The organism is Mesorhizobium sp. BHbdii, from assembly GCF_053848045.1.
Map to the genome: position 1 here is coordinate 1,100,803 of NZ_JBSPKX010000001.1, position 24,899 is coordinate 1,125,701.

The window sequence follows — 24,899 nt, forward strand, 5'->3', positions numbered from 1 at the left end:
AATCCAATCATGTTCTTCAAGCGAATTGGTCAATCGAAAGCGCCGCATCGGGCTGTTTTCCTGGCGCTTTCGGTGGTTGTTCCATCGCTGTTCCTGTCGGCCTGCATGTCGTCCGAGAAGGATGTCGACCTGTCGACCTATGTCGAGCAGACCGAGCCGGCCGACGTTCTCTACAATCAGGGCCTCGCCAATCTGAATGCCGGGCGCCTGCAGGAGGCGAGCCGCAAATTCAGTGCGGTCGACCGCCAGCATCCCTATTCCGAATACGCCCGCAAATCGATGGTGATGGGCGCCTTTGCCGACTATCGCCAGGGCAACTATACCGAGGCGATCGGTTCGGCCAAGCGCTATCTCACGCTCTATCCGTCGACCGACGACGCGGCCTATGCCCAGTACATCATCGGGCTCAGCTACTATCGGCAAATCAGGGATGTCACCCAGGACCAGAAGGAAGCGCGTCAGACCGTGCAGACGATGCAGGATCTGGTGACGCGCTGGCCCGATTCCGAATATGTCGACGACGCCAAGGAAAAGATCCGCTTCGCCAACGACCAGCTCGCCGGCAAGGAGATGCAGATCGGCCGCTACTATCTCGAGCGCCGTGAATACATCGCCGCCGTCAAGCGGTTCCGCGTCGTGGTGGAGACCTATTCCAACACGCGCCATGTCGAGGAAGCGCTCGCGCGCCTTACCGAAACCTATTATGCGATGGGGCTGACATCGGAAGCGCAGACCGCCGCGTCTGTGCTCGGCACCAACTATCCCGACAGCGTGTGGTACAAGGATTCCTACAAGCTCCTGCAGACTGGTGGGCTCGAGCCGCGCGAGAATGCGGGCTCGTGGATCGCCAAGGCCGGGAAGCTGATCACCGGCGCCTGAGCGGCGCGTCACCATGCTTTCCAGACTGTCGATCCGCGATATCGTTCTGATCGAGAAGCTGGACATCGACTTCTCGTCCGGTCTTTCGGTGCTGACCGGCGAAACCGGCGCTGGAAAATCCATCCTGCTCGACGCGCTGTCGCTGGCGCTTGGCGCCCGCGGTGACGCCTCGCTGGTGCGGCATGGCGCGGCACAGGGCCAGGTCATCGCCGTGTTCGACGTGCCGCGCAACCATCCTGCCCGCATGCTGCTTGCCGATAACGCTATCGAGGACGATGGCGACATCATTCTGCGCCGCGTGCAGACGGCGGATGGCCGTACTCGCGTCTTCGTCAACGACCAGTCTTCCAGCGTGACACTGATGCGCGACGTCGGTCACGCGCTGGTTGAGATCCACGGCCAGCATGACGAGCGTGCCCTGGTCGATCCCGGCGCCCATCGCGAATTGCTGGACAGCTTCGGCGGTCATCTCGGCGCTGTGCGGGCGACCGGCGAGGCATGGCGGCACTGGCGGGCGTGCGAGCAGGAATTTTCGCGACATCGCGCCAAGGTGGAAGCGGCCGCCCGCGAGGCCGACTATCTGCGCGCCGCCGTCGCCGAATTGACGAAGCTCGACCCCCAGCCCGGCGAGGAAGCCGACCTTGCCGAACTGCGCGCCTCGATGATGCGCGCGGAAAAGATCGCCTCGGAAATCCATGACGCGCAAGATGTGCTCTCGGGCCCGTCCTCGCCCTTGCCGCAACTCGCCAGCCTGTTGCGGCGACTGCAGCGCAAGGTGACCGAGGCACCCGGCCTGCTCGAAGACGTGGTCAAATCGCTTGATGAGGCGATGCTGTCGCTCGACGCGGCACAGTCGGGGGTGGAAGCGGCACTTCGCGCCACCGAATACGATCCGCGGCGGCTGGAACAGGCCGAGGAGCGGCTGTTTTCGCTGCGCGCCGCCTCACGCAAGCACAGTGTGGCGGTCGACGATCTAGCGCAATTGCGAGACACGATGGCCGCCGATCTCGCCGATCTCGATGCCGGCGAGGAGCGCCTGCACGGGCTGGAGAAGCAAGCTGCCGCCGCGCGCGAGACCTACGACATTTCGGCGGCACAGCTTTCGTCGCTTCGCCATGCGGCGGCGGTCGGCTTGACCAAGGCGGTGATGGCCGAACTGCCGGCACTGAAGCTCGAACGGGCAGCCTTCATCGTCGAAATGGCAAGTGAGGCCGAGAGCCGCATGGAAGACGGCATCGATCAGGTCGAGTTCTGGGTGCGCACCAATCCCGGCACAAGACCAGGCCCGATGATGAAGGTCGCCTCCGGTGGCGAACTTTCTCGGTTCCTGCTGGCGCTGAAGGTGGCGCTGGCCGACCGCGGCTCGGCGCCGACCTTGGTCTTTGATGAAATCGACACCGGCGTTGGCGGCGCGGTGGCGGACGCCATCGGCCAAAGGCTGGCGCGGCTGTCGAAGCGCGTGCAGGTGCTTTCGGTTACGCACGCGCCGCAAGTGGCGGCACGCGCGGCGACGCATTTCCTGATCTCCAAATCCGGCGGGGCCGATCGTGTCGCCACCGGCATTGCCGAGATGGACCGGGCGGCGCGCCAGGAAGAGATCGCGCGGATGCTTGCCGGGGCGACCATCACCGACGAGGCGCGTGCGGCTGCCGAGCGTCTGCTGCGGGAGAACACCGCAGCATAGCAGAGCTCATGCTCGGCGTTGTGGATCGAGTCAGGACGTGGCTCCATCCCGCTGTTCAGGAATGATTTTCTCGTCCCGGTCTCTCCCTCATGGGAGAATCCTGTTCTATTGTGTCGCGCCACCGGGAAGGGAGCAATGCATGGCCGAAAAACCAGTTGATTCGCTCAGCGAAAGCGAAGCCGCAAGCGAGCTAAAGCGGCTGGCGGCGGAGATCGCCGAGCACGACCGGCGCTACCACACCGAGGACGCACCTGTTATAACGGACGCGGAATATGACGCGCTAACGCAGCGCAACCTCGCCATCGAACAGCGCTTCCCCGCTTTGGTGCTAGAGGATTCGCCATCGCGCCGAGTGGGCGCGCCACCGGCGGAAGGCTTTGCCAAGGTGCGCCATGCGGTGCCGATGCTCAGTCTTGCCAAGGCCTATACCGACCAGGATGTCGCCGACTTCATCGAACGCGGCCGGCGTTTCTTTAACCGCGATAAGGATCTGGGCATCGCGTTCACGGCTGAGCCGAAGATCGACGGGCTATCGGCTTCGCTGCGTTATGAAGGCGGTGTGTTCGTGCAGGGAGCAACGCGCGGTGACGGCGCCGTCGGGGAGGACATCACCGCCAATCTCAGGACAATCGCCGACATCCCCAAGCACCTGAAAGGCTCGGGCTGGCCTGATGTGATCGAGATACGGGGTGAGGTCTATATGACCTACGCGGAGTTCGAGGCTTTGAAGGAACGGTCGGCGGCGGTTGGCGGCCAGGATTATGTCAATCCGCGCAATACGGCGGCCGGATCCCTGCGTCAGAAGGATCCGTCCGTTACCGCCAGCCGCAACCTCAAGTTCTTAGCCTACGCCTGGGGCTACACGTCAGAGGATCCCGCTCCGACGCAATACGATTCAGTGCAAAAATTCGCTGAGTGGGGGTTCAAGATCAGTCCGCTGATGGTGCGGGCGAAGTCGGTCGACGATCTGGTCGCGCACTATCACCTGATCGAGGCCCAGCGCTCGTCGCTCGGCTACGACATCGACGGCGTCGTCTACAAGGTGGATCAGTTGGAATTGCAGCGCAGATGGGGTTTCGCCACTGGCGAACCACGCTGGGCCATCGCTCATAAATTTCCTGCCGAACAGGCAATGACGACCGTGCTCAGGATCGACATTCAGGTCGGCCGCACCGGCACCCTGGCGCCCGTTGCACGGCTTGCGCCCGTCACGGTTGGCGGCGTGGTGGTCGAAAATGTCACGCTTCACAATGAAGACTACATCAAGGGTCTCGACAGCAACGGCCAGCCAATCCGCGACGGCTGTGACGTGCGTATCGGCGACACAGTCGTCATCCAGCGGGCGGGCGACGTCATTCCGCAGATCGTCAGCGTCGTTATCGACAAGCGCCCCGCTGATGCCGTGCCCTACGAATTCCCGCACACCTGTCCAATCTGTGGCTCACCCGCAACGCGCGAGATCAACGAAAAGACCGGCAAGGAAGATTCCCGCCGACGCTGCACCGGCGAACTGATCTGTCCCGCGCAGGCCGTGGAAGGATTGCGCCACTTCGTGTCACGTGGCGCCATGGATATCGAAGGCCTGGGCGCCGAAAACATAGACCTGTTCTTCAATGCGGGATTGATCAAAACAGCCGCCGATATCTTTACTCTTAGGGATCGCCGTCCCGCCGTGACCAAGGCGCTGGCTGAGCGGCGCGAGGAGCAGGCCAGGCAGCGCGAGGCCGCATCGGGCAAGACGCGCAAGAATGTGCGCGGTGTCGAGGAACGCAACTACGAAGGTCTCGACAAGCTGTTCGCCGCCATCGACGCTCGCCGCGAACCGGAACTCGATCGCTTTATTTTCGCGCTGGGTATCCGCCATATCGGCGAGACCACGGCCGCTGTACTTGCCCGAACCTTCTCAACCATTGAGGAGTTGATCCGCATCGGCAAGGAGACTGCGGCGGCGGCCGATCCACACACCGTTTTCCCATCGATCAATGGCATCGGCGACACGGTGATAGGCGCGCTTCGCGATTTCTTCGGCAATGAACGAAACGACGACGTGCTTGAAGCCTTGCTCGCGCAGGTCCACCCGAAGCCGTACATTGTGAACGTCTCAGCCGGCAGCGCGGTCGCCGGCAAGACGATCGTGTTTACAGGCACGCTGGAAAAGATGACACGCCCCGAGGCCAAGGCGATGGCTGAACGTCTCGGCGCGAAGGTCGCCGGCTCAGTCTCTGCGAAGACCGATCTCGTGGTGGCAGGCCCAGGCGCCGGTTCCAAGCTGAAGGACGCGACCAAATTCGGCATCGAGGTGATCGACGAGGACACTTGGTTGCAGCGGATCGGCAAAGGAGCATGATGGCCGCTGCATTTAACGGTTTCGGCCAAAAGGCCATTCCCTTTCTCAAGGCACTCGATTTTCATCAGAGCCGGGAGTGGTTTCTGGAAAACCGCGACCTCTTCGAACGCGAGCTGCGCGATCCCTTCGGCGATTTGATCGAAACGCTCTCCGAGCGCTTCACGGCAGCAGGGCTGGGTTTGCGCGGCGATCGCAAGAAGTCGCTGTTCCGGATCAATCGCGACGTGCGTTTCGCTAGGGACAAACGACCTTACAACCGGCATTTGTCGGCGATCCTTTCGCCTGACGGCACCAAGATGGAACAGGGCGTGTTCTTCGTCCATATCGGGCTTGAGCGATGCTTTGCCGGCGTTGCCTGGTGGCAGCCCGGGCCGCCGCTCTTGCTGGCGATGCGCAACGCCGTCGCGACGCGGCCGGGCGAATTCCGGGCGCTCATCAAGGCGCTGAAGAAAAACCGTCTCGAACTCGATGCGGAAGGTTGCATGAAGCGAGCGCCACGCGGCTTCGAGCATGTCAAGGAGGCCGATCTCGCGGCGGCCATCCGCAACCGGCATTTCGCCGTCCGGCACGAAATCGACCCTGCGGGAATCTTTGGGCCGGCATTGGTCGACGAGCTTGTCGATTTCGCCTTGCGGGCCAAGCCGCTGCTCGACTGGGGCAGGGCGATCGAAGCCAGGGTCCCGGTGGATTAATCTCCGAAGGATGGCGCAGGCCTGACGTGCAACATGGCTGCGGCGATCATTTCCGCTGATCATTGGCTCAAGCGAATTGGTGTGACAAGGCTGGCAGCGCTCCCTACATACGGCCTTTCCCCGCATCGGCCCGAAAGTCGGGATCGATTTTCGGGTGATCCGATTCAAAGCGTTAGAGCGTCCGCGTCCAACAGGACGAGCGGCGCTCTAAAGGAGTGGCTGATGTCGGCGGAAGCAATCCCCGAAAACGGTGCGAAGAGCGAATTCTGGCAAGGCGTGCGGCTCTCGTTGCCTGTCGTCGTGGCGTCGGCGCCGTTTGCGCTGTTGTTCGGCGCTATTGCCGTCGACAACGGTTTTTCGGTTCTGGAAGCCTCCCTGATGAGTGCCATGGTTTTCGGTGGCGCCAGCCAGATGGTCGGCATCGAATTGTTCGGGCAGCATGTCGCGCCATGGCTGATCGTGCTGTCGATCTTCGCCGTGAATTTCCGCCATGTGCTTTACTCGGCGGGCATCGGCCGGCGCATCGCACATTGGCCGCTGGTGCAACAGGCTGTCGGCTATTTCATCCTGACCGATCCGCAGTTCGCGGTGGCCGAGCGCAAGGCGGAGGCCGGCGAAACCGTCGGCTTTGCCTGGTACATGGGGCTTGGCCTCCCGGTCTATGTGTTCTGGGTGACCGAAAGCGCGCTTGGCGCGGTGTTCGGCAAGCTCATTCCTGATACACATGCGCTGGGCATCGATTTCCTGCTGCCGATCTATTTCCTCGGCCTGGTCCTGGGTTTCCGCAAGAGACCGCTGTGGTTGCCGGTGGTCGTTGCCAGTGCTGCCGCCTCCATCATCGCCTACAAGACGGTCGGTTCGCCTTGGCATGTCTCGATCGGCGCCGTCGCCGGCGTGCTGCTCGCGGTCATCCTGCCGCCGCACCATAGCGGCGTCGAGGCGAAGCCATGAGCACAACCTTGTGGATCATCATCGCCGGTGCGATCGCGACCTATCTCACCCGCATCGGCGGGCATCTGGTCATCTCGCGTTTCGAAAATATCCATCCGCGTGTCGAGGCCGGGCTGAACGCCGTGCCTGCGGCGGTGCTGACGACACTGGTGGCGCCTGCCGCCCTTACCGCCGGACCGGCGGAATGGGCGGCGCTGATCGTGACCGCGCTGGTCTCGCTGCGCGGCGGGCTGATGGCGATGTTCCTGGCGGGCGCCGCGGTGTTGATCCTGGCGCGGCAGTTCATCGGGTAATCAGACTGACCGAGGCGCCGCGCGCTTCAACGCTCTAGAGGCCTAGAGCTGCCTTGAAGGCGGAAAGCTCTTCGTCGGTGACGGGCACCACATGCTGCGGCTCGGGGTAGGCGCCCGTTTGCACGTCGGATATGAACTCGCGATAGGCGGCGATGCGCTCGCGCTGCAGCCGTTCAAACTCGGCGGCGAAGTTGCGGTAGGTTTTGGCGTGGCGTGGTTTGTGGCCGGCGGTGTGGCCGAGCACGTCCTCGCTGAAAAGGTACTGCGCGTCGGCATGTGGCCCGGCACCCATGCCAAGCATGATCATCGGTGTATTCCTGGTGATCAGTTCGCCGATCCGGTCAGGCACCACTTCCAGCTCGGCGCCGAAGCAGCCGATGGTTTCGAGTCGCTTCACATGGTCCCACACGACGCGCGCACTTTCGGCTGTCCGGCCGACAGCCTTGAAGCCGCCGGTCCAGGTGCATTGCGAGGGGATCAGGCCGACATGGGCGACGATCGGCACGGCATTGTCGCAGAGTGTCTTCTGGATATCGAGCGAGGCTGCGCAATAGAAGCAATCGCCGCCGAGGCGCATGAAGTGGTAGGCAGCTTTGAGATAGTCCTCTGATGTCACCAGATTGCCGGCGGGGCCGTAGGGGAGACCGACCTGCACGAAGCAGCGGCCAGCGGCCTCGCGCATCTCCGGTGAGAAGAAGCGGCCTTCGATCGACAGCATGTCGACGCCGGCCGCGTCCGCCGCGGCTGCCTCTTCGAACGTGGTGACGTAGAGCATGGAGATCTTTTGCCCGCGGCTTTTCATGGCGCGGATGTCGGCGACGGTGGGCCGGCCGTTCTTGGTGACCATTCCTGTTCCCTCAGATGGTGAAAGCGTTGCGGAAGGCTTCGAGCGCCGCCTCGGGATCGCCGGAGGCGAAGGCCTCCATGCCGACCGGCCCCCGATAGCCCATGTCCTTCAGCGCGCGAGCGATGCCGCGATAGTTGATTTCGCCAGTGCCGGGCTCCATCCGTCCTGGCACGTCGGCCACCTGGACCTCGCCGAGCCACGGCAGGCAGGCGCGGCAGAGTTTGATCAGATTCCCTTCGCCGATCTGCGCGTGATAAAGATCGAGATTGAGGCGCAGGCCCGGCCGGTTCACGCTCGATACCAGCGCCAGCGTATGTTCGGCGTGCGCAAACGGCACGCCGGGGTGGTCGACCGGAAGGTTCAAATTCTCCAGCGTGAAGATCACGCCCTCGGCTTCGGCGAGGTCGGCGATGCGGGTCAGCGTGTCGCGGGCCTTGAGCCACATCGCGCCGGTGATGGTCTCGCAGGGCGTGACCGGCAGGCCGCCTTCGCCCAGTCCGGTGCCGTGCAAATTGAGCCGGGCGACGCCGAGGCGCTTGCCGACCGCCGCTGTCTCCTTCGCCGTCCTTAGCAACTCGGCGGCGCCGTCGTCATCGGCAAGCCGGCCCCTGAGATAGCCGTTCATGATCGAGAAGGTCGTGCCGGATTTTTCCAGCATTGCGAGGTCATGGTCAGGCCAGTTCCAGAGGCCGACATGAAAGCCCATTTCAGTGAGGCGCCTGACGCGCCATTCCATCGGCCGGTCGCGCCATAGCATCTCGGCACAGGCCGCAAGGGTGAACGTATCACTCATCTCAGATCTCGATATAGACGCGGCCGGCCTCGACCTTGGTGTTGTAAGTTTTAAGGTTCACGCAAACCGGCGCGCGCAGCGCTTCGCCGGTGCGGTAATCGAACACGCCGTTGTGCTTCGGGCATTCGACCCTGTATTCCATGACCAGCCCGCCGCTCAGATGCACTTTTTCGTGCGTGCATAGGCCATCGGTACAGAAGAATTCGTCATTGGGGCTGCGGTAGATGACGAAGGTCCGGCCATCATGATCGAAGCGGACCAGGTCCTCTTCCTCGATATCGTCAGTCGCACACGCATTAATCCACGTCGCCATTGTCTGCCTGCTGTCTGTCTTCGGTTGGTCGAAAGGCGGCCGGCGGGAACACGCATTCCGCCGGCCGCCCGAGAAGATGCCCTGTGGAGGAGAGCGGGCGTCTTCATTGTGTTGCGCTGAAGCTCTCGATCTCGGCTTCGAGCTCGGCCATCTGCTCGCCGCCGGCCATCAGGTCGGTGATCGCCTCGCGGCTTTTCTCGCCCTTGCGGAAATCGGCGGCCTTGGAGCCTCTGATCAGCACGGCGAAATGGTCGCCGACGGTCAGCGCATGGACGACATTGTGGGTGATGAAGATGACCGCGATGCCCTTGCGGCGCGCCTGCAGCACAATGCGCAGCACGTGAGCCGCCTCCTTGACGCCGAGTGCGGCGGTCGGCTCGTCGAGGATCAGCACGCTGGCGCCGAAGTGGACAGCGCGCGCGATTGCCAACGCCTGCCGCTCGCCACCGGACAGCCCGCCGACGAGGCGGTCGCCGTCGTCGATGCGGGTGATCCCGAGCTGGCGCATCTCGGTGACGGCGATCTCGTTGGCCCGCTTGCGGTCGTAGATGGTGAGCGGCCCCCAGCGCCGTGTCGGCTCGGCGCCGACGAAGAAGGAGCGGCCGATGCTCATCAGCGGGAACGTGCCGCCGAACTGGTGGACCGTCGCGATGCCATGATCGCTGGCGTCGCGGGGGCTGCCGAATTCGACCGCCTTGCCGTCCATTTCCATTGTCCCCGATGTCGGCTTGTGGACACCGGAGAGGATCTTGATCAACGTGGATTTACCCGCGCCATTGTCGCCGAGCAGGCACAGAACCTCGCCTCTGTTGACGTCGAGCGAGATGTCGTGAAGAACGTCGATCGGACCGAACGACTTGTTGATTCCGGTCAGCCTGAGCAGGGGTGTGGTCATCAGCGGGCCCTCGATTTGGTGCGCGGCGAGTAGGTCAGCGCCATGGTGCGGAACGTGTTATTCATCAGCACGGCGGCGAGCAGCAGGACACCGATGATGAGGCTCGCCCAGTTGGCGTCGAAGCCGGTGTAGAAAATGCCCTGGTTGACGATCGAGAAGGTCAGCGTGCCAAGCACGATGCCGACCACCGATCCGTATCCGCCGGTGAGCAGCACGCCGCCGATGACCACGGCGATGATCGAGTTGAAGATGAACGACTGGCCGGCGGCCACCTGGGCGCTGTTGTAGAGGATTGCCTGCGACATGCCGACGAAGGCCGCGCACAGACCGCTGCTCATGAATAGCGCGATCGTCACTCGATCGGTCGGGATGCCGGCATTGCGGGCGCTCACGGCGTCGCCGCCCATGGCGAGGATCCAGTTGCCGAAGCGCGAGAAATTCAGGATGAAGCCGACGATCAGGATGACGGCAATCCACCAGAACAGCGTTACCTCGAATTTGCCTCCGAGATAGTCGCCCAGCAGAAATTTTGCCATCGGCCCACTTTTCAGTGCCACGCTTGTGCTTCCCGTCATAATGACCGAGAGACCGAGCGTCAGTCCGGCCAGTGCGAACAGCGTTGCCAGGGTGACGACGAAGGATGGCACTTTGGTGCGGATCACCAGCAGGCCGTTGATGAACCCGACGGTGAGTCCAAGGCCGAGGGCTGCGAGGATTCCGACGATGATCGGCAGGTCGTAGTGGCCCGAGATGATGGCAATGGTCATCGAGCTGGCCGGGACCATCGAGCCGACGGAGAGGTCGAGATGTCCGGCGATCATCAACAGCCCGACCGGCAGTGCGATGATGCCGAGTTCCGAGGCGACGTTGAGCCAGCTCGCGGCGCCGCCGGCCGACATGAAATTGGCGCCGCCAAAGATCGAGAAGAAGACCAGCACGGCGATCATGCCGATCAGCGAGCCGACCTCGGGGCGCCGAACGAGCCCCCCGATCGAGGGCATCGAAGAGTGCGGGGGCGCAGTCGCTGCCACGGCGGGTTGGTCATGGGCTTGGGATGTCATCGAAGTGTCCCTGGCTTGAACATGGGGAGCCTGGCGCGGCCTTCCGTCGGAGGCGCCGGCCGGCGATGTCCGGCCCTCGGACGCATCCTCTGGCCGGACACTTTGCGCAAGCTAGCGAGCGCCGGCGGCGGCACCTGCCAACGTCGCGTCAACGTTGGAGGCGTCGACGATGCCCGGTCCGGTCAGCACCGGCTTCGTTGGCAGGTCGAGCCCATAGTTGACGAAGCCGTTCAGCAGCGACACGGCGAGATAGCCCTGCAGATAAGGCTGCTGGTCGATGGAGAACATCTGCTTGCCCTCCTTGATGCGCTGCAGGCCGGTTTCGTCCATGTCGAAGGAAGCAAGCTTGACCTTGTCGCCGACATTGGCCTGGCCGATTGCGTTGGCGGCGCTGTTGGCGTCGCCGGCGCTGATGGTGATGACGCCGTCGATGGTATTGTCCTTCAGCACCGCGGCCTTGATCGCCTCCGCCACCACGGTCGGGTTTCCGAAGCTGGACGAGGGCAGCGGCAGCTGGCTGGACTTGCCGCCGCTCTTGGCGATGGCGTCGGCAATGCCCTTGCAGCGGTCTTCGGTGTTGGTGGCGCCCGGCAAGGTGTTGACACACAGCACGTTCTTTGAGCCGTGGTTGCCGTAATATTCGCCGCCGCCCAGACCAGCCGTGTATTCTTCGTTGCCGACATAGTTCATGGCGCCGAGCCGCTTGGCTGCATCCATCCCGCCGGAATTGTAGATGATGAGCGGCACGCCTGCGGCTACGACTTCCTTGAAGGCGTCATCCATGGCCTCGGGCACCCAGTCCGGGCCGACGATGGCGCTCGGATTCTGGCTGAGCGCGGTGCGGATGAGCTTGGCCGCGTCCGGGCCGAGATTGTCGTAATTCTGCGGACCGAGCCAGGTCACCGAGCCGCCCGTCAATTCCGCGACCTTGCCAGCGTCGTCGGCGCCCTTCTTGACCTTCGACCAGAACGGATCGTCGGCCTTGCCGCCGATAACGAAGATTTTCGCTCCCTTGGGCTCCGCCATGGCGGAGGTAGCGGCTGTCGCCGCCACGCTAGCCAGCATGATCGCTGCCAAGAGTTTCGTGATATGCTTCATGTCTTTCTCCTCCCATTTGCCGTCTTCAGACGGGTTTAGAAAACTGTGCCTCTCCCGCACGCGCGCCTCTCTCCCGCTCGCGCTGCATGACGTGATCGATGGTTCGCCGGGTCATGCCCTGGCGTTCATACGCTCCCGCTTTTTCTTGAACCGGGCGTCCATCATGGCGTCGCCCTCCTTGGTCCCGTCGTGCCAGGTGCCGAACCATCTATCGAGCGGGATCAGCCCGTCGCCGCCGTAGTTCACCTCGAAATATTTGTGGTGCAGGTAGTGCGCGTAGGCATGGCTTTCGACGGCCTTGTCCTCGGTCACCTCTAGCTTGTCGAAGCCGAGATGACCGTTGACCGCGCCGAAGCCGGCAACATGCAACTGGAACAGCGCGACAATGGGATTGGACGGGATGACCAGGTGCCAGAAGGCGACCGCGTGATAGAGGAACCCTTCCACCGGATGCATCGACAGCGACGACCAGGGCGAGGGGTTGATCGAATTGTGGTGGACCGAATGGATCCAGCGATAGAGCGGCCCCCAGTGGATCAGGCGGTGGATGAAGAAGAAGTGCACCTCGTGGATGGCCGGCGCGATCAGCACCAGCGCGGCGAGGTAGAGCGGGTGATCCTGCCAGCTGACCCAGGGGACGTATCCGTTGGCGAAGCACCACAGGAAGACGACTTCAACCACCGTCCACAACGGGATGGTGATGAAGAACGAGCGCAGGAAATTGTCGAGGTTCTGGCTCTGAAACCAGAAGACGTCGGAGGGCGCATCGGCGGGGAATTTGTGGTTGTATTTGAAGCGCGTCGCCTGCGCGCGCTTGATATAATAGCGCAGCTCGAAAATGCCGTAGAAGACGAAGATGGCGCAAGCGTTGACGGCGTAGAGCCACAGCGCCCAGCGCCAATTGATGGTCTTTATCGTCTCGATGCCAGGGACGATATAGAACCAGTAGAGGAGGGCGGTGGCCATGTGGAAGGCATTCCACGGCCAGAAATAGCCAGGCAGCCAAGCTAGGATCTTCGGCAGCTTAGGCGGCCAGCTCCAGAACGGAACGACCTCGATGCGCCCGTTCGGCTTCCAGTCGCCGCGCTTGTCGCGCACGCCGTATTTGAGATCGTCCATCCAGAACTCCACTCGCAACGCCCTGGGATGGCCCGAACACGCACGCGGCCTCTCCCCGCCGTCGGCGGAGAGTCAGAACGTCTCTGCGCTGTGCTGTTGCTATCCTTGGGCCGGCGGTGCTTCCGCCTTGCTTGCTTTTGTTGAGATAAACATCTTGATCCAAAATGAATCAAGAATAGAATGTTTATTCCAAAATGATTGTATCATTCATCTCAGGATTGCCTAATGAATGATATCTTTGTATCAATTGCTACACGCTGATGAGACGAAATGGATCAAGGCAAGCGGCCAACGATCAAGGACGTCGCCGCCGAGGCGAATGTTTCGGTGGCCACGGTCAACCGGGTGCTGAGTGGTTCGGGCGCCGTCCGTCAGGGTACGCGCGAGCATGTCATGCTGGCCGCGGAGCAGATCGGTTTCTATGGCATGGGGGCGCTGCGCAGCCGTGTGGCGGCCGCCCGGCCGCGTTTCAGGTTCGGCTTCCTGCTGCATCAGCCCGGCCGGGCCTTCTACCGCAACATTGCCGAGGCGCTGCGTGCGGCGGTGCCAACGATGCCCGACTGCGAAATAGAGCTGCGTACCGAGTTTTTAGACGATTTGTCGCCGCAGCACGTCGCCTCGCGCATGCTGGCCTTGGGCGCCGAATGCAACGCTGTTGGCGTCGTCGCCGCGGTCCATCCACTCGTCACCCAGGCGGTGGATACGCTCAATGCCCGCAACGTGCCGGTCTTTGCGCTGATCTCGCAGATATCGGCGACGGGCCATGCCAGCTATATCGGGCTGGACAATTGGAAGGTCGGGCGCACCGCGGCCTGGGTCTTCGAGCATGTCTGTCGCGCGCCCGGCAAGCTCGGCATCCTCGTCGGCAATCATCGCTACCGCTGCCAGGAGATGAACGAGAGCGGCTTTCGCTCCTATTTCCGCGAGCATGCGCCGGGCTTCACGCTGCTGGAGCCGCTGCTGACCTTCGAATCGAGCGCCATCGCGCAGGAGATGACCGAGAAGCTGCTGAACGACAATCCGGATCTCTCCGGTCTCTATGTCGCCGGCGGTGGCATCACTGGCGCTATCGCGGCACTGCGCTCCACCGGCCGGGCCGGCAGCCTCGTCGTCGTCGGTTATGAGCTGATGGACTCGACCCGCCCGGCGTTGCTCGACGGGACGCTGACCTTTGTCATTTCGCACCCGCTTGCCCGCATCGCGCAGGAAGCGCTGGCAGGGATGGTCCGTGCGGTCTCCGCCCCGAATGAGAGCGGCAACTTCACCACCATCTTGCCCTTTGAAATATACACTCGCGAGAATATCTAGCCGGCAATTTGCCGAGATCGGCAACCCGGTGGCCCGACGCCTTTCAAAACTCAGATCTTTGCATCGTGAGGCAGTGGTGCGGTTGCCTTTTCCAGCCAGGCCAGCGTTTCGCCGTCGAGCATCGGTCCAATCTCGGCAAGCACCCGCGCATGGTATTGATCGAGCCAATGCAGCTCGTCGCGCGTCAATAGGTCGGACCGCACCAGCCTGACGTCGATAGGCGCCAGTGTCAGTGTCTCGAAGCCGTGCATGGCGATGTCGCCGCCCTCTATCGGCTCGGCCGGCGTCACCAGGACGAGATTCTCGATGCGGATGCCGTAAGAGCCTTCCTTGTAGTAGCCCGGCTCGTTGGAAACGATCATGCCTGCCAGCAGCTTTTCGGTGCCGGTCCTGGCGATGCGCTGCGGGCCCTCGTGCACTGCCAGATAGGAGCCGACGCCGTGGCCTGTGCCATGGGCGAAATCGCAACCGTGTTTCCATAGAGCCAGGCGCGCCACAGCATCGATCTCGGAGCCGCGCGTGCCCGGCGGAAAGCGCAGCATGGAAATGCCGATCATGCCTTTTAGCACCAATGTGAAGCGTTCGCGCATTTCCTCGGTCGGCTTGCCGATCGGCACGGTGCGGGTGATGTCGGTGGTGCCGTCCTGGTACTGCCCGCCGGAATCGAGCAGGAACAGCTCGCCAGACTGAAGCTTTCGGCTGGTGGCACGGGAGACACGGTAGTGCATGATGGCGCCGTTCGGACCGGCGCCCGAGATGGTGTCGAAGGACAGGTCGCGCAGCGGCATCTGCGTTTCCTCGCCGGTGCTGCGGCGGCACTCCTCGAGCTTGGTGACGACTGCGATCTCGTCGAGCTTGCCGGGTTCCTGACGGTCGAGCCAGCAAAGCAGCTTGGCTACGGCGGCGCCATCGCGGCGATGCGCGGCGCGGGCGCCGTTGATCTCGGCCTGGTTTTTCGTCGCGCGTGGAATGCGGGCAGGATCAGGTGCAGTGATGACGGTGCCACCATTGTCCTCGACCAGCATTCTCAGTTTCTCCGCCGCCAGCACCGGGTCCAGCGCGATCTTCGCGCCGCCCTTGGCCAGGGCTGCGATCGCCGCTTCGAATTCACCGGGTTCGTGCAATTCGGCGAGCTGCGTCAGATAGGCCGCGACGGTCCGCGAAAACTTGCGCTGGTCCATGAAAAGCAGGTGCGACCCGTCGGAGGCGAGCACGGCGAAGCCGAGCGCCAGCGGCGTATGCGGCACGTCGCCGCCGCGGATGTCGAAGACCCAGGCGATGGAGGACGGGTCGGTCAGCACGGCATGGGTGGCGCCATCCTTGCCGATGGCCTCGGCCAGCCGTGCCAGCTTGTCCTTGGCCAGTTCGCCGGCAAACGCGATCGGATGGAGCTCGACCGGCGCCAGCGGTGGTTCGGGCTGGTCCTTCCAGATGGCATCGATTGGATTCTTCTCGAGCGGCACCAATGTCGCCCCCGATTTTTCGGCCGAAGCTTTCAGCGCCTTGACGTCGCCGATCGTCTGCAGCCACGGATCGAAGCCAAGCCGCACGCCCTTGCCGAGATTGTCCTTGATCCAGGTGGGGGGCGGATTGTCGACCAGGCTTTCGATCGAGAAGATGTCGAGATCGACCTCCTGGCGAACCTGCAGCGTGTAGCGCCCGTCGATGAACATGAAAGCACGGTCGCCGAGCACGATGGCGACGCCGGCCGAGCCGCTGAAGCCGGTCAGCCATTTTAGCCGCGCCGAGCGGTCGGCGACATATTCGCCCTGATGCTCGTCGGCACGAGGCACGATGAAGCCATCCAGCCCGTTGGCCGCGAGCCATTGACGGAGCAACGCAACACGCGGCTTGCCGACGGCGGGGTCGCCGGCGGAATCAAAGGTCTGGAACATATGGCCTCTCCTCGGCTGTTGGCGCGACCGTAGCGCATGACCCCGAAAATCGGAATCGACTTTTGCTACGCCGATCTTCGGTCCGGAGAAAATCAGCGCAAGATCAGAGTCCTACAGCGTCAGCCGCCTAACAATCGGTGGGGTTTGGCCAGAGCATCGCTTTTGCGCATAGACGCCATGCAGAATCAGTGATTTTCAAATAGGTCAGCAGACCTTACGTTTTCGACGTGGAGGAACGAGTCTTATTGCCCTGCAAAGGAGACCATCATGTCCACGATTTCAGCCAGACGCGGATTTTTCAGAAGCGCTGTGAATGCTCTCATCGAAGCACGCCAGCGCGAAGCGAGCCGCTATGTGAGCGGCGTTCTGCTTGGCTTTGACGACGAAACGCTGAAGGCGAACGGCTACGATCGCGAAGAACTGAAGAAGGCGGCAAGGTCGCGCTACGTCTGAGCGAATTTACGGCCTGCATTTGAAAGTGCTGGGCCTCACCGCTTAAGGTGAATCGTCACCCAGCCTTCGCGATGCAACGTCCTGACATGGCGGAACTGCTGGCCGACATAGGCCGAAATCACCGCGTCGCGCTGCCGGTCGAGGATACCTGACAGCACGATCGAGCCGCCCAAAGCGATATGCCTTGCCATTTCGGGCGCCAGCCGCATCAGCGGCCGCGCCAGTATGTTGGCTACGATGAGATCGAAGGGGCCGCGCGCGGCAAAAATCGGATGGTGGAATCCCCGCGCCGTCACCGTTTCGACAAGCGCCTTGACGTGGTTGAGCCGCGCATTGGCGGCGGCGATCTTTATGGCGACCGGATCGATGTCGGTCGCCAGCACCTGAATATGGGCGAGCTTGGCCACCGCGATGGCCAGCACCGCACTGCCGGTGCCGAGGTCGAGCGCGTTGCGCGGGCGCTCGCGCCGCACGACCTGTTCCAGCATTTCGAGGCAGCCGGCGGTGGTGCCGTGATGGCCGGTGCCAAAGGCGAGGCCCGCTTCGATCTCGATGGCGAGTTCGCCGCTGTGGCGCTTCCTGCGGTCGTGCGCGCCGTGGACGAAGAAACGGCCGGCGCGCACCGGCTTCAGTCCCTCCAAAGAACGCGTCACCCAGTCGATATCAGGCACGGGCTCGCGCGCAATCGGCCTCGACAAGACAAGCCCGGCAAGGATCTCTCTCACACGAGCCTCGACGGCGTCGACATCGCCGTCGGCATAGAGCGACACTTCGTGGATGTCGCGGTCCTCATCGATTTCGAGGATGGCAATCGGCAGACCCTCGTCTTCGAAGGCTGCTTCGAACGCCGCGAAGATACGGTCGGCCTCGATCTTTCCGGTGGTGAAATAGAGCCGCGTTTGGGTCATCAAACGATGGTCTTGTTTGAGCATGATCTTATCCGAAAACCGGTTCCCACTTTCGGGACCATGCACTAGCCTTCCGCCGCCAGCCGCTTGAGCTTGGCGATGGCGGTCTCCGAGCTTTCGCCATAAGCGATGGTGCCGGCGAAGTCGCCCCGGTCGTTGAGCAGCAGCACCGAAGCCGTGTGGTCCATCGTGTAGTCGCCGTTGCCGGTATCGACCTTCTTCGAATATATGCCGAAGGATTTGGCCATGGCGTGGACCTTGTCGGGGTCGCCGGTGATGCCGAGGATGCGGTCGGAGAAGTTGCTGATATAGGCGTTCATGATTTCCGGCGTGTCGCGCTCCGGGTCGACCGAGACGAAATAGGCGCGCAGGTTCTTGCCGTCGTCACCCATCGTCTTTAGCCAGCCGGCCAGTTCGAACAGTGTGGTCGGGCAAACTTCCGGGCAATGGGTGAAGCCGAAGAAGACGACGCTAGGGTGGCCGCGAAACGCAGCCTCGGTGATCGGGGCGCCCTTCTGGTCGACCAGCGTGAACGGCGCGCCGAACGGCTCACCGCCATAATGCCCGCGGTACCAGTCGAAGGTGAGCCAGCCGATGCCTGCTGCCATCAGGACGAGAATGCCGACCAGTATTGAACGCATCATCAATTGGTGTCCGTCGCGATTTTCATTGGCGCCGTATCGGCGTCATGCAGCTTGTTTGGCGAACACTCTTAACGGGTTGATCTCATCCGCGCAAAGATGTCGCGTTGCCGCAACCGGCTTTCCTGTCAAAAGGTGATCCGCTTGCAAAGCGCTGCCGCCCGTCCCACCTGAGACCGGCGAAACTCGAAACCGCGGGAGGCTCCCCTTGCAAAGACTGATTGGGCGAAAACTGATCGGCGGGGCTTTGGCCGCATGCCTCGTCGTCGGTGCCGGCGCAGCCGCCGCTCAGGAGGTCGGCAAGGTTGGCGTCGACTGGCTCGGCAACGACATCATCGTCGAGGCGATCAAGGATCCGAAGGTCGAAGGCGTGACCTGTCACGTCACCTATTTCGAACGCGGGATGATTGACCGCCTGCAGAAGGGCAACTGGTTCGAAGATCCGTCCGATTCCTCGATCTCCTGTCGCCAGACCGGGCCGATCACCATCGGCGAGATCGACATGAGCGAGGCCGGCGAAGAGGTGTTCAAGCAAGGCATCAGCCTGATCTGGAAGAAACAGGTGGTGAACCGCATCTACGACAAGGCCAACGACACCCTGATCTATCTGTCGCATTCGCGCCAGGTGCAGGACGGCTCGGCGAAAATGTCGGTCACCACCGTGCCGCTCTACGGGCAGAACGTGGTGTGGACCAAAGGCAAGCCGAAATAGGCGACCGCAATTGCTCTGACGGACGATCGGTCCCGCTTGCGGGACCAATCGCTCGGGCGTAAAGCCGCGGGCATGGACCGTCCCGAAAATCTTGTCCCCAAGGATCCTGAGCCGCGCATCCATCCGACAGCGGAATTGAAGGCGTGCAAGCTCGGGCGCTACGCCTCGATCGGCGAGCGGGTCATCCTGCGCGAGGTATCGGTCGGCGACTTCTCCTATTTCGAACGTCATGCCGAGGCGATCTACACGACCATAGGCAAGTTCTGTTCGATCGCCGCCAACAGCCGCATCAACGCGTTGGAGCATCCGATTGAGCGGGTGACCCAGCACAAGGTCAGCTATCGCCCGAACGAATATTTTCGCTGGCTGGGCGTCGACGGGGCGTTTCGGGAAAGGCGGCGGGCGAAGTCCGTCAGCATCGGCCACGACGTCTGGATCGGCCATGGCGCGGTGATCATGCCTGATGTGACCATCGGCAATGGCGCGATCGTCGGCGCCAACGCTGTGGTGACGCGCGACGTACCTGCCTACGCGATTGTCGCCGGCGTTCCGGCCAGGCAATTGCGCCAACGCTTCGCGGCGGACGTCGCCGCGCGAATCGAAAGCCTCGCCTGGTGGGACTGGCCGCCCGAGAGACTAGCCAAGGCAGTCCCCGACATGCAGACGCTGTCCATCGAAGCCTTCCTCGACGTCTGGGATAACGAAATACCCTGATCTTGCGGGCGCGTGCACGGCTATATCAGTGAAATCCCTCTGTGCAAGGGAACCCGGAGCGGATGCTGGTTGTTTCTCCTGCCATGATAGAGAAGCTTTTCACCAGGATCGCCAACTACGTTGCCCATCTCGCCGGTCTGCCGTCGACATTCGCCGTCTGTTTCCTGATCATTGTTGCGTGGGGGGCAAGCGGACCGATGTTCGGGTTTTCCGATACGTGGCAACTCGTCATCAATACCGGCACGACGATCGTCACCTTCCTGATGGTGTTCCTCATCCAGAATACCCAGAACCGTGATGGCGCCGCGATCCAGGCGAAGCTCGATGAATTGATCCGGGTCAGCAAAGCCAAAAACAGCTTTATCGGTATCGAGCATCTGACCGAATCCGAGGTTCAGGAGATCCGCGAAAAATGTGAGCGCGCGGCGAAGCGGCATGACCGGCAGGTCGCCGATATGGCGGTCAAGAAAGCCGCGGCGCAAAAGCCCGGCTCGAAGACGCATGCGGCGTGAGCGTCAGCTTTCCATGAACGCCGCGAACGCTTCCTTGTGGTCCGGGTGCCAACGCGACAGAGCAGGGCGGTTTTCGATGATGTCGCCGATCGCCCAGGCCATGCGCTTTTCGTCCATGGGCCGTGTCGCCTCGTTATCGGGGCACAGGATGTAGAAGTCGCCACGCACCAGCGCGGCCAACATGAAGTCGATCACCTGCTCGCCGGTCCAGGCGCCGGCGGGTTTTTCGGTCGCACCTTCGGTCAGGCCGGTATAGGTGAACCCCGGAATGAGCAGATGCGCAGCAACTTTTGCGCCGGGCTCGTTGCGCAGCGCGTGTGCCAGGCCTTCGGTGAAGGTCTTCACGCCTGATTTGGAGACGTTGTAGGCAAGGTTGCCGGGCGGCGTGGTGATGCCTTGCTTGGAGCCGGTGTTGACGATCAGGCCCGGCCTGCCGGTCGCCAGCATGCGCGGTGTGAAGGCCTCGACGCCATGAACGATGCCCCAGAAATTGATGTCCAGCAGCCGCTTCCAGGCGTCGCGGTTTTCCCAGGGCTTGCCGGGATTGTTGCCGACGCCGGCATTGTTCATCAACAGGGACACGCAGCCGAAGGCACCGAACGCCTTTTCGGCCAGCCGGTCGAGTTCGTCGGGCTTGGAAACGTCGGTGGCGACAGCAAGCACCGCGCTGTCGCCGGCAATCGTTGCAACGGCGCGGGCAGCCTCATCGAGCCGCGCGCCGGCGATATCGGCCAGCACGATTTTCAGGCCCATCGCCGCCAGCCGCTTGGCCGCGGCAAGGCCGATGCCGCTGGCGCCGCCGGTGATGACGGCAACGTTGCCGGAGGCAAGGGCAGGCAAAGCGCTCTGGATTTCGGCATCGGTGGTCATGGCTATAGCGTCCTCGTTCAAGTGCGCCGAACTTAACGCGGCGCGGGGCTCGCGCAAGCCCGCTTTGGCGTCCTTGGGTTGACCACATCGGCAGGCGCTGCGCATGCTGTCCGCGTAAGAAGGAGATTACCGATTGACCGACTGGATCGAGATCCTGAAAGAACAGACCGCCACCGGCGACCAGATGAGCCGCGAGGTGCCGCAAATGCTTGCCAATCCCGACATCAGCGAAGCGCAAGTGAAGACGCTGTTTTCGGCGCTCGAAAAGCAAGCGGAATTTGTCGAGAAGCTGCGCATGGCGCTGGAGAAATTCGGTCATGATTTTTCGGTGATCAAGGCGGCCGAGCGCCTTGAGGAGCGCTATGCCGACCTTGCGGCCTCGGTGGCGGAAAAGCTGAAGGCGATGCGAGGCTAGAGCGGAACGCATTCTTATTGAATGGGGCATCCCGCTCTATCTGTTTGTTTTAGCCGCATTTGTGCGACGCCAAGCGATCCACTTGGCTGCAAAATGCTCCAGCAGGCCTATTTTTCGATCACCCGCTCGAAGCGCCTGTCCGGCACGAACCAGATCATGGCGACCAGGACGTAGATAGCGACGCCGATCCACTGGCTGATGAAGGTCAGCGGAATGGCGGCGATATAGAGGGCCAGCGAGACCCTTCCCTTGCGGTCGCTGCCCAGCGCCCTGGCAAAGGCGGTATCGTTGCTGTGCAACCGATCCAGCATGACGGCGAGGATGATGTAGGCGGCCGCGCACAGCGCGAGTTCGGCCCCGTAGACGGCGACCGGAACCGGCGCGAAATGGTTTTCGCCCATGAAGGCAGTGGTGACCGGCATCAGCGAAAGCCAGAACAACAAATTGAGGTTCGCCCATAGCACGCGGCCGTCGACGCGCTGCACGGTGTGGAACATGTTGTGCAGATTGTTCCAGTAGATGCCGACATAGATGAAGGACAAGACATAGCTGAGGAAGACCGGCCATAGTGGCGCCAGGGTTGAAAAATCCTCGCCGTGCGGCACCTTCAATTCCAGCACCATAATGGTGATGATGATGGCGACGACGCCATCGGTAAACGCTTCGACCCGTCCCTTGCCCATGGATTCTCCCTACCAAGGCACTGAAGTTAAAAGATAATTTTGCCACCGGCAATAGCGTCAAACCTTGTCAGGAGCAAGCTAGGGAATACATGGCCGCCGCTCTCCGGCGGCCGGCGACAGCGTTGTCGCGGCGTCCTCACACCCCCGTGACAAACCCATCCAGCACGCGTTTCTGGCCGGCCTTGTCGAAGTCGATGGTCAGCTTGTTGCCTTCGATGGCCGAAACATTGCCGTTGCCGAATTTCTGGTGGAAGACGCGGTCGCCGACATTGAAGGCCGACGGCTTGTCGGCGACGGATTTGGCGACCAGCTCGCCGTCGATGGTGCGGCCCTTGATGGAGGTGCGGCCAGCGCCATAGCCACTGTCGGTTTCGCCATAGCCGATGCGCTCGACCTGGTGGCCGGAACGCGAGCCCCAGTTGCGGTTGGTCGCCTCGGTGCGGTTCTGTTGTGCGCGCTGCCAGCCCGGCGTCGCATAGGTGCTGGAGAAGGCGCCGGATTTCTCAGTGCCGCCTGTATTGCCGCCCACATTGTCGAAGCGCGACGCGCCATAGGGGTTCTGCCGGCCACCACGTCCCGGGGCAAAAGAACCGCCGCCGTAGGAATTGCCGTAACCACCGTAGCTGTTGCCGCTCTCTGCGACTTCGACATGGGCTTCCGGCAATTCCTCGAGGAAGCGCGACGGGATGGTCGATTGCCACAGGCCGTGGATACGGCGGTTGGAGACGAACCACAAATGCAGGTTCTTCTTGGCGCGGGTCAGCCCGACATAGGCCAGCCGCCGTTCTTCCTCGAGCCCGGAGCGGCCGCCCTCGTCGAGCGCGCGCTGGTGTGGAAAAAGACCTTCCTCCCAACCAGGCAGGAACACCGTCTCGAATTCGAGGCCCTTGGCCGAATGCAGCGTCATGATGTTGACGGCGTCGAGCTCGGCGTTCTGCTCGGCGTCCATCACGAGTGCGACATGTTCGAGGAAGGAGCGCAGCGATTCGTACTCCTCCATGGAGCGGATCAATTCTTTCAAGTTTTCCAGCCGGCCGGGCGCTTCCACCGAGCGGTCGTTCTTCCACATGTCGGTGTAGCCGCTCTCCTCCAGGATGGTCTCGGCGAGCTCGGTGTGCGGCGTGGTCTCCAGCGCCTTCTGCCAGCGCTCGAAATTGGCGGCGACTTCGCGCAATGCTGCGCGCGGCTTCGGCTTCAGTTCGTCGCTCTCGGCGAGTTTTTCCGCAGCCTCCAGCATCGGGATGCGCAGCGCCCTGGCGGTGTCGTGGATCTGGCGGATGGTGGCTTCGCCCAACCCGCGCTTCGGCACGTTGACGATGCGCTCGAAGGCGAGGTCGTCGGCGCCTTGGGCGACGACGCGGAAGAAGGCTAGCGCATCGCGGATTTCGAGACGCTCGTAAAAGCGCGGGCCGCCGATGACGCGATAGTTGAGACCGAGCGTGACGAAGCGGTCCTCGAACTCGCGCATCTGGAAGGAGGCGCGGACAAGAATGGCCATATCGTTGAGATTGTGCTTCTGCCGCTGGTAGGCTTCGATGGTTTCGCCGACGGCGCGGGCCTCTTCCTCGGAATCCCAGGCGGCGTGGACATGCACTTTCTCGTCGTCCTCAGCGACCTTTTCGGTGAACAGCGTCTTGCCGAAGCGGCCCTCATTGTGGGCGATGAGGTGGGAGGCGGTGCCGAGGATGTGCGCGGTGGAGCGGTAGTTGCGCTCTAGCCGGATGATCTTGGCGCCGGGGAAATCCTTGTCGAAGCGCAGGATGTTGTCGACCTCGGCCCCACGCCAGCCATAGATCGACTGGTCGTCGTCGCCGACGCAGCAAATATTTACTTTGTTTTCGCTCACGGGCTGTTCCGCGCCTGCCGGCGCGGGCCCTCCGCGCGGGCCTCGCAACGGCTCGGGCGCCCGGTCGGGCTTGCGGCCTTCGGCCGATCGCAGATCTGTCGACGTTGAAGCACGTCCGGCATCCGGCCTTTGCGCCAGCAGGCGCAGCCACATGTATTGCGCGGTGTTGGTGTCCTGATACTCGTCGACGAGGATGTATTTGAAGCGCCTGTGGTATTCCTTCAGCACGTCTGGATAGGCGCGGAAGATGCGGATCGGGTGGCACAGGAGATCGCCGAAGTCGCAGGCGTTCAGCGTCTTCAGCCGCTCCTGGTAGGCTTTGTAGAGCTCGCGGCCCTTGCCGTTGGCGAAGGCGCGGGCGTCGCCCTCCGGAATGTCGGCGGGGCCAAGCCCCTTGTTCTTCCAGCCGTCGATCATCTGGGCGAACTGCTTGGCCGGCCAGCGTTTGTCGTCCAGCCCTTCGGCCTGGATCAGCTGCTTGATCAGGCGCACGACATCGTCCGTGTCGAGAATGGTGAAGTCGGATTTCAGCCCGGCAAGCTCGGCGTGCCTGCGCAGCAGCTTCACACCAATTGAATGAAAGGTGCCGAGCCACGGCATGCCCTCTATCTGATGGCCGACCAGCAGGCCAATTCGCTGTTTCATTTCTCGCGCGGCCTTGTTGGTAAAGGTGACGGCGAGGATCTGCCAAGGCTCGGCCCTCTTGGTCTCAAGGATATGAGCGATGCGGGTGGTCAAGACGCGCGTCTTGCCGGTGCCGGCGCCGGCCAGCACAAGAACCGGGCCTTCGGTGGTTTCCACCGCCAGCCGCTGCTCGGGGTTGAGCCCGTTCAGATAGTCGGGCGCCTTGGTGTGGCCGCTGCGGGCAGCCATGGCGCGCGCGGCGATGCCGGACGGGGCCATGGGCCGCGCGTTCGGTTCGTCAAAAAAAGGCATATCTTCCGAAAACCCGGACATTGTCCCCGAATGT

General features: G+C 62.6%; 25 protein-coding genes. 12 read left to right on the plus strand and 13 right to left on the minus strand.

The annotated features are described in order from the left end of the window. Window positions 1-9: 9 nt before the first annotated feature. The 6 genes from ACWTU8_RS05350 (at window position 10) to ACWTU8_RS05375 (ending at window position 6,846) form a co-directional block, all read left to right on the plus strand. The gene (locus ACWTU8_RS05350; protein WP_455847317.1) at window positions 10-879 is read left to right on the plus strand and encodes an outer membrane protein assembly factor BamD; all 870 of its coding nucleotides are present in this window, start codon (window positions 10-12) and stop codon (window positions 877-879) included. A gap of 13 nt (window positions 880-892) precedes the next feature. Next, the gene (gene recN, locus ACWTU8_RS05355; RefSeq protein WP_455847318.1) at window positions 893-2,563 is read left to right on the plus strand and encodes a DNA repair protein RecN; all 1,671 of its coding nucleotides are present in this window, start codon (window positions 893-895) and stop codon (window positions 2,561-2,563) included. A 139-nt stretch (window positions 2,564-2,702) separates the two neighbouring features. Further along, window positions 2,703-4,910, plus strand: a complete 2,208-nt coding sequence (ligA, locus tag ACWTU8_RS05360) for an NAD-dependent DNA ligase LigA (RefSeq protein WP_455847319.1) — start codon at window positions 2,703-2,705, stop codon at window positions 4,908-4,910. After that, entirely contained in the window at window positions 4,910-5,602 is a 693-nt protein-coding gene (locus ACWTU8_RS05365; RefSeq protein WP_455848389.1) for a DUF2461 domain-containing protein, read from the plus strand. Before ligA ends, ACWTU8_RS05365 begins: the two co-directional genes overlap by 1 nt. Before the next feature lie 222 nt (window positions 5,603-5,824). Beyond that, window positions 5,825-6,553 (plus strand): AzlC family ABC transporter permease, encoded by a 729-nt coding sequence (locus ACWTU8_RS05370; protein WP_455847320.1) that lies wholly within the window; start codon window positions 5,825-5,827, stop codon window positions 6,551-6,553. Further along, on the plus strand, window positions 6,550-6,846 hold the full coding sequence (locus ACWTU8_RS05375; protein ID WP_455840315.1) for an AzlD family protein: 297 nt from the start codon (window positions 6,550-6,552) through the stop codon (window positions 6,844-6,846). The genes ACWTU8_RS05370 and ACWTU8_RS05375 overlap by 4 nt, the downstream gene beginning before the upstream one ends. Before the next feature lie 34 nt (window positions 6,847-6,880). Here the strand turns inward: ACWTU8_RS05375 and ACWTU8_RS05380 are convergent, their stop codons facing one another. The 7 genes from ACWTU8_RS05380 to ACWTU8_RS05410 form a co-directional block, all read right to left on the minus strand. Beyond that, window positions 6,881-7,693, minus strand: a complete 813-nt coding sequence (locus ACWTU8_RS05380) for a 3-methyl-2-oxobutanoate hydroxymethyltransferase (protein ID WP_455847321.1) — start codon at window positions 7,691-7,693, stop codon at window positions 6,881-6,883. 10 nt (window positions 7,694-7,703) lie between these two features. After that, window positions 7,704-8,486 carry a TIM barrel protein gene (locus ACWTU8_RS05385; RefSeq protein ID WP_455840317.1) on the minus strand — a complete coding sequence of 261 codons (783 nt, stop codon included), beginning with the start codon at window positions 8,484-8,486 and terminating at the stop codon, window positions 7,704-7,706. 1 nt (window position 8,487) lies between these two features. After that, on the minus strand, window positions 8,488-8,799 hold the full coding sequence (locus ACWTU8_RS05390) for a MocE family 2Fe-2S type ferredoxin (protein WP_455840318.1): 312 nt from the start codon (window positions 8,797-8,799) through the stop codon (window positions 8,488-8,490). Window positions 8,800-8,902: 103 nt separating this feature from the next. Continuing rightward, window positions 8,903-9,694 (minus strand): ATP-binding cassette domain-containing protein, encoded by a 792-nt coding sequence (locus ACWTU8_RS05395; protein ID WP_027153775.1) that lies wholly within the window; start codon window positions 9,692-9,694, stop codon window positions 8,903-8,905. Beyond that, window positions 9,694-10,695: an ABC transporter permease gene (locus tag ACWTU8_RS05400; RefSeq protein WP_455840380.1), complete on the minus strand. Its 1,002-nt coding sequence runs from the start codon at window positions 10,693-10,695 to the stop codon at window positions 9,694-9,696. The genes ACWTU8_RS05395 and ACWTU8_RS05400 overlap by 1 nt, the downstream gene beginning before the upstream one ends. A 171-nt stretch (window positions 10,696-10,866) precedes the next feature. Beyond that, complete coding sequence (locus ACWTU8_RS05405; protein ID WP_455847322.1) at window positions 10,867-11,853, minus strand: sugar ABC transporter substrate-binding protein; 987 nt, start codon at window positions 11,851-11,853, stop codon at window positions 10,867-10,869. A gap of 111 nt (window positions 11,854-11,964) precedes the next feature. Next, entirely contained in the window at window positions 11,965-12,972 is a 1,008-nt protein-coding gene (locus ACWTU8_RS05410; protein WP_455847323.1) for a sterol desaturase family protein, read from the minus strand. 270 nt (window positions 12,973-13,242) lie between these two features. On the opposite strand from ACWTU8_RS05410, the gene ACWTU8_RS05415 reads away from it, so the two are divergent. Further along, window positions 13,243-14,280, plus strand: a complete 1,038-nt coding sequence (locus ACWTU8_RS05415) for a LacI family DNA-binding transcriptional regulator (RefSeq protein ID WP_455840322.1) — start codon at window positions 13,243-13,245, stop codon at window positions 14,278-14,280. Window positions 14,281-14,330: 50 nt separating this feature from the next. On the opposite strand, the gene ACWTU8_RS05420 is transcribed toward ACWTU8_RS05415, so the two are convergent. Continuing rightward, on the minus strand, window positions 14,331-16,175 hold the full coding sequence (locus tag ACWTU8_RS05420; RefSeq protein ID WP_455847324.1) for an aminopeptidase P family protein: 1,845 nt from the start codon (window positions 16,173-16,175) through the stop codon (window positions 14,331-14,333). A gap of 267 nt (window positions 16,176-16,442) precedes the next feature. Between ACWTU8_RS05420 and ACWTU8_RS05425 the strand changes: the two genes are divergently transcribed. After that, window positions 16,443-16,628, plus strand: a complete 186-nt coding sequence (locus ACWTU8_RS05425) for a hypothetical protein (RefSeq protein ID WP_029351430.1) — start codon at window positions 16,443-16,445, stop codon at window positions 16,626-16,628. A gap of 35 nt (window positions 16,629-16,663) precedes the next feature. Here the strand turns inward: ACWTU8_RS05425 and ACWTU8_RS05430 are convergent, their stop codons facing one another. Both ACWTU8_RS05430 and ACWTU8_RS05435 read right to left on the minus strand, forming a co-directional pair. After that, a complete protein-coding gene (locus ACWTU8_RS05430) occupies window positions 16,664-17,536 on the minus strand; it encodes a 50S ribosomal protein L11 methyltransferase (RefSeq protein ID WP_455848390.1) in 873 nt (290 codons plus the stop codon). A 65-nt stretch (window positions 17,537-17,601) separates the two neighbouring features. Further along, window positions 17,602-18,180, minus strand: a complete 579-nt coding sequence (locus ACWTU8_RS05435; protein WP_455840326.1) for an SCO family protein — start codon at window positions 18,178-18,180, stop codon at window positions 17,602-17,604. A 214-nt stretch (window positions 18,181-18,394) separates the two neighbouring features. On the opposite strand from ACWTU8_RS05435, the gene ACWTU8_RS05440 reads away from it, so the two are divergent. From ACWTU8_RS05440 to ACWTU8_RS05450, 3 genes are all read left to right on the plus strand, one after another. Then, the gene (locus tag ACWTU8_RS05440; protein WP_455848391.1) at window positions 18,395-18,889 is read left to right on the plus strand and encodes a CreA family protein; all 495 of its coding nucleotides are present in this window, start codon (window positions 18,395-18,397) and stop codon (window positions 18,887-18,889) included. A gap of 72 nt (window positions 18,890-18,961) precedes the next feature. Beyond that, window positions 18,962-19,603 (plus strand): DapH/DapD/GlmU-related protein, encoded by a 642-nt coding sequence (locus tag ACWTU8_RS05445; protein WP_029351421.1) that lies wholly within the window; start codon window positions 18,962-18,964, stop codon window positions 19,601-19,603. 83 nt (window positions 19,604-19,686) lie between these two features. Further along, window positions 19,687-20,115, plus strand: a complete 429-nt coding sequence (locus ACWTU8_RS05450) for a low affinity iron permease family protein (protein ID WP_165778411.1) — start codon at window positions 19,687-19,689, stop codon at window positions 20,113-20,115. A 3-nt stretch (window positions 20,116-20,118) separates the two neighbouring features. Here the strand turns inward: ACWTU8_RS05450 and ACWTU8_RS05455 are convergent, their stop codons facing one another. After that, complete coding sequence (locus ACWTU8_RS05455) at window positions 20,119-20,985, minus strand: SDR family NAD(P)-dependent oxidoreductase (RefSeq protein ID WP_455847325.1); 867 nt, start codon at window positions 20,983-20,985, stop codon at window positions 20,119-20,121. A 133-nt stretch (window positions 20,986-21,118) separates the two neighbouring features. Here ACWTU8_RS05455 and ACWTU8_RS05460 point away from each other — a divergent pair, with 133 nt between their 5' ends. Next, a complete protein-coding gene (locus tag ACWTU8_RS05460; RefSeq protein ID WP_029351415.1) occupies window positions 21,119-21,400 on the plus strand; it encodes a hypothetical protein in 282 nt (93 codons plus the stop codon). 107 nt (window positions 21,401-21,507) lie between these two features. Here the strand turns inward: ACWTU8_RS05460 and ACWTU8_RS05465 are convergent, their stop codons facing one another. Beyond that, a complete protein-coding gene (locus ACWTU8_RS05465; RefSeq protein ID WP_455847326.1) occupies window positions 21,508-22,083 on the minus strand; it encodes a TMEM175 family protein in 576 nt (191 codons plus the stop codon). 136 nt (window positions 22,084-22,219) lie between these two features. Next, entirely contained in the window at window positions 22,220-24,886 is a 2,667-nt protein-coding gene (locus ACWTU8_RS05470; protein ID WP_455847327.1) for an ATP-dependent helicase, read from the minus strand. Between the last annotated feature and the right edge of the window lie 13 nt (window positions 24,887-24,899).

Bases quoted from the DNA above. Each gene is read 5' to 3' on its own strand.
- ACWTU8_RS05350 (WP_455847317.1), top strand. From the start codon at position 10: ATGTTCTTCAAGCGAATTGGTCAATCGAAAGCGCCGCATCGGGCTGTT.
- recN (WP_455847318.1), top strand. From the start codon at position 893: ATGCTTTCCAGACTGTCGATCCGCGATATCGTTCTGATCGAGAAGCTG.
- ligA (WP_455847319.1), top strand. From the start codon at position 2,703: ATGGCCGAAAAACCAGTTGATTCGCTCAGCGAAAGCGAAGCCGCAAGC.
- ACWTU8_RS05365 (WP_455848389.1), top strand. From the start codon at position 4,910: ATGGCCGCTGCATTTAACGGTTTCGGCCAAAAGGCCATTCCCTTTCTC.
- ACWTU8_RS05370 (WP_455847320.1), top strand. From the start codon at position 5,825: ATGTCGGCGGAAGCAATCCCCGAAAACGGTGCGAAGAGCGAATTCTGG.
- ACWTU8_RS05375 (WP_455840315.1), top strand. From the start codon at position 6,550: ATGAGCACAACCTTGTGGATCATCATCGCCGGTGCGATCGCGACCTAT.
- ACWTU8_RS05380 (WP_455847321.1), bottom strand. From the start codon at position 7,693: ATGGTCACCAAGAACGGCCGGCCCACCGTCGCCGACATCCGCGCCATG.
- ACWTU8_RS05385 (WP_455840317.1), bottom strand. From the start codon at position 8,486: ATGAGTGATACGTTCACCCTTGCGGCCTGTGCCGAGATGCTATGGCGC.
- ACWTU8_RS05390 (WP_455840318.1), bottom strand. From the start codon at position 8,799: ATGGCGACGTGGATTAATGCGTGTGCGACTGACGATATCGAGGAAGAG.
- ACWTU8_RS05395 (WP_027153775.1), bottom strand. From the start codon at position 9,694: ATGACCACACCCCTGCTCAGGCTGACCGGAATCAACAAGTCGTTCGGT.
- ACWTU8_RS05400 (WP_455840380.1), bottom strand. From the start codon at position 10,695: ATGCCCTCGATCGGGGGGCTCGTTCGGCGCCCCGAGGTCGGCTCGCTG.
- ACWTU8_RS05405 (WP_455847322.1), bottom strand. From the start codon at position 11,853: ATGAAGCATATCACGAAACTCTTGGCAGCGATCATGCTGGCTAGCGTG.
- ACWTU8_RS05410 (WP_455847323.1), bottom strand. From the start codon at position 12,972: ATGGACGATCTCAAATACGGCGTGCGCGACAAGCGCGGCGACTGGAAG.
- ACWTU8_RS05415 (WP_455840322.1), top strand. From the start codon at position 13,243: ATGGATCAAGGCAAGCGGCCAACGATCAAGGACGTCGCCGCCGAGGCG.
- ACWTU8_RS05420 (WP_455847324.1), bottom strand. From the start codon at position 16,175: ATGTTCCAGACCTTTGATTCCGCCGGCGACCCCGCCGTCGGCAAGCCG.
- ACWTU8_RS05425 (WP_029351430.1), top strand. From the start codon at position 16,443: ATGTCCACGATTTCAGCCAGACGCGGATTTTTCAGAAGCGCTGTGAAT.
- ACWTU8_RS05430 (WP_455848390.1), bottom strand. From the start codon at position 17,536: ATGACCCAAACGCGGCTCTATTTCACCACCGGAAAGATCGAGGCCGAC.
- ACWTU8_RS05435 (WP_455840326.1), bottom strand. From the start codon at position 18,180: ATGATGCGTTCAATACTGGTCGGCATTCTCGTCCTGATGGCAGCAGGC.
- ACWTU8_RS05445 (WP_029351421.1), top strand. From the start codon at position 18,962: ATGGACCGTCCCGAAAATCTTGTCCCCAAGGATCCTGAGCCGCGCATC.
- ACWTU8_RS05450 (WP_165778411.1), top strand. From the start codon at position 19,687: ATGATAGAGAAGCTTTTCACCAGGATCGCCAACTACGTTGCCCATCTC.
- ACWTU8_RS05455 (WP_455847325.1), bottom strand. From the start codon at position 20,985: ATGACCACCGATGCCGAAATCCAGAGCGCTTTGCCTGCCCTTGCCTCC.
- ACWTU8_RS05465 (WP_455847326.1), bottom strand. From the start codon at position 22,083: ATGGGCAAGGGACGGGTCGAAGCGTTTACCGATGGCGTCGTCGCCATC.
- ACWTU8_RS05470 (WP_455847327.1), bottom strand. From the start codon at position 24,886: ATGTCCGGGTTTTCGGAAGATATGCCTTTTTTTGACGAACCGAACGCG.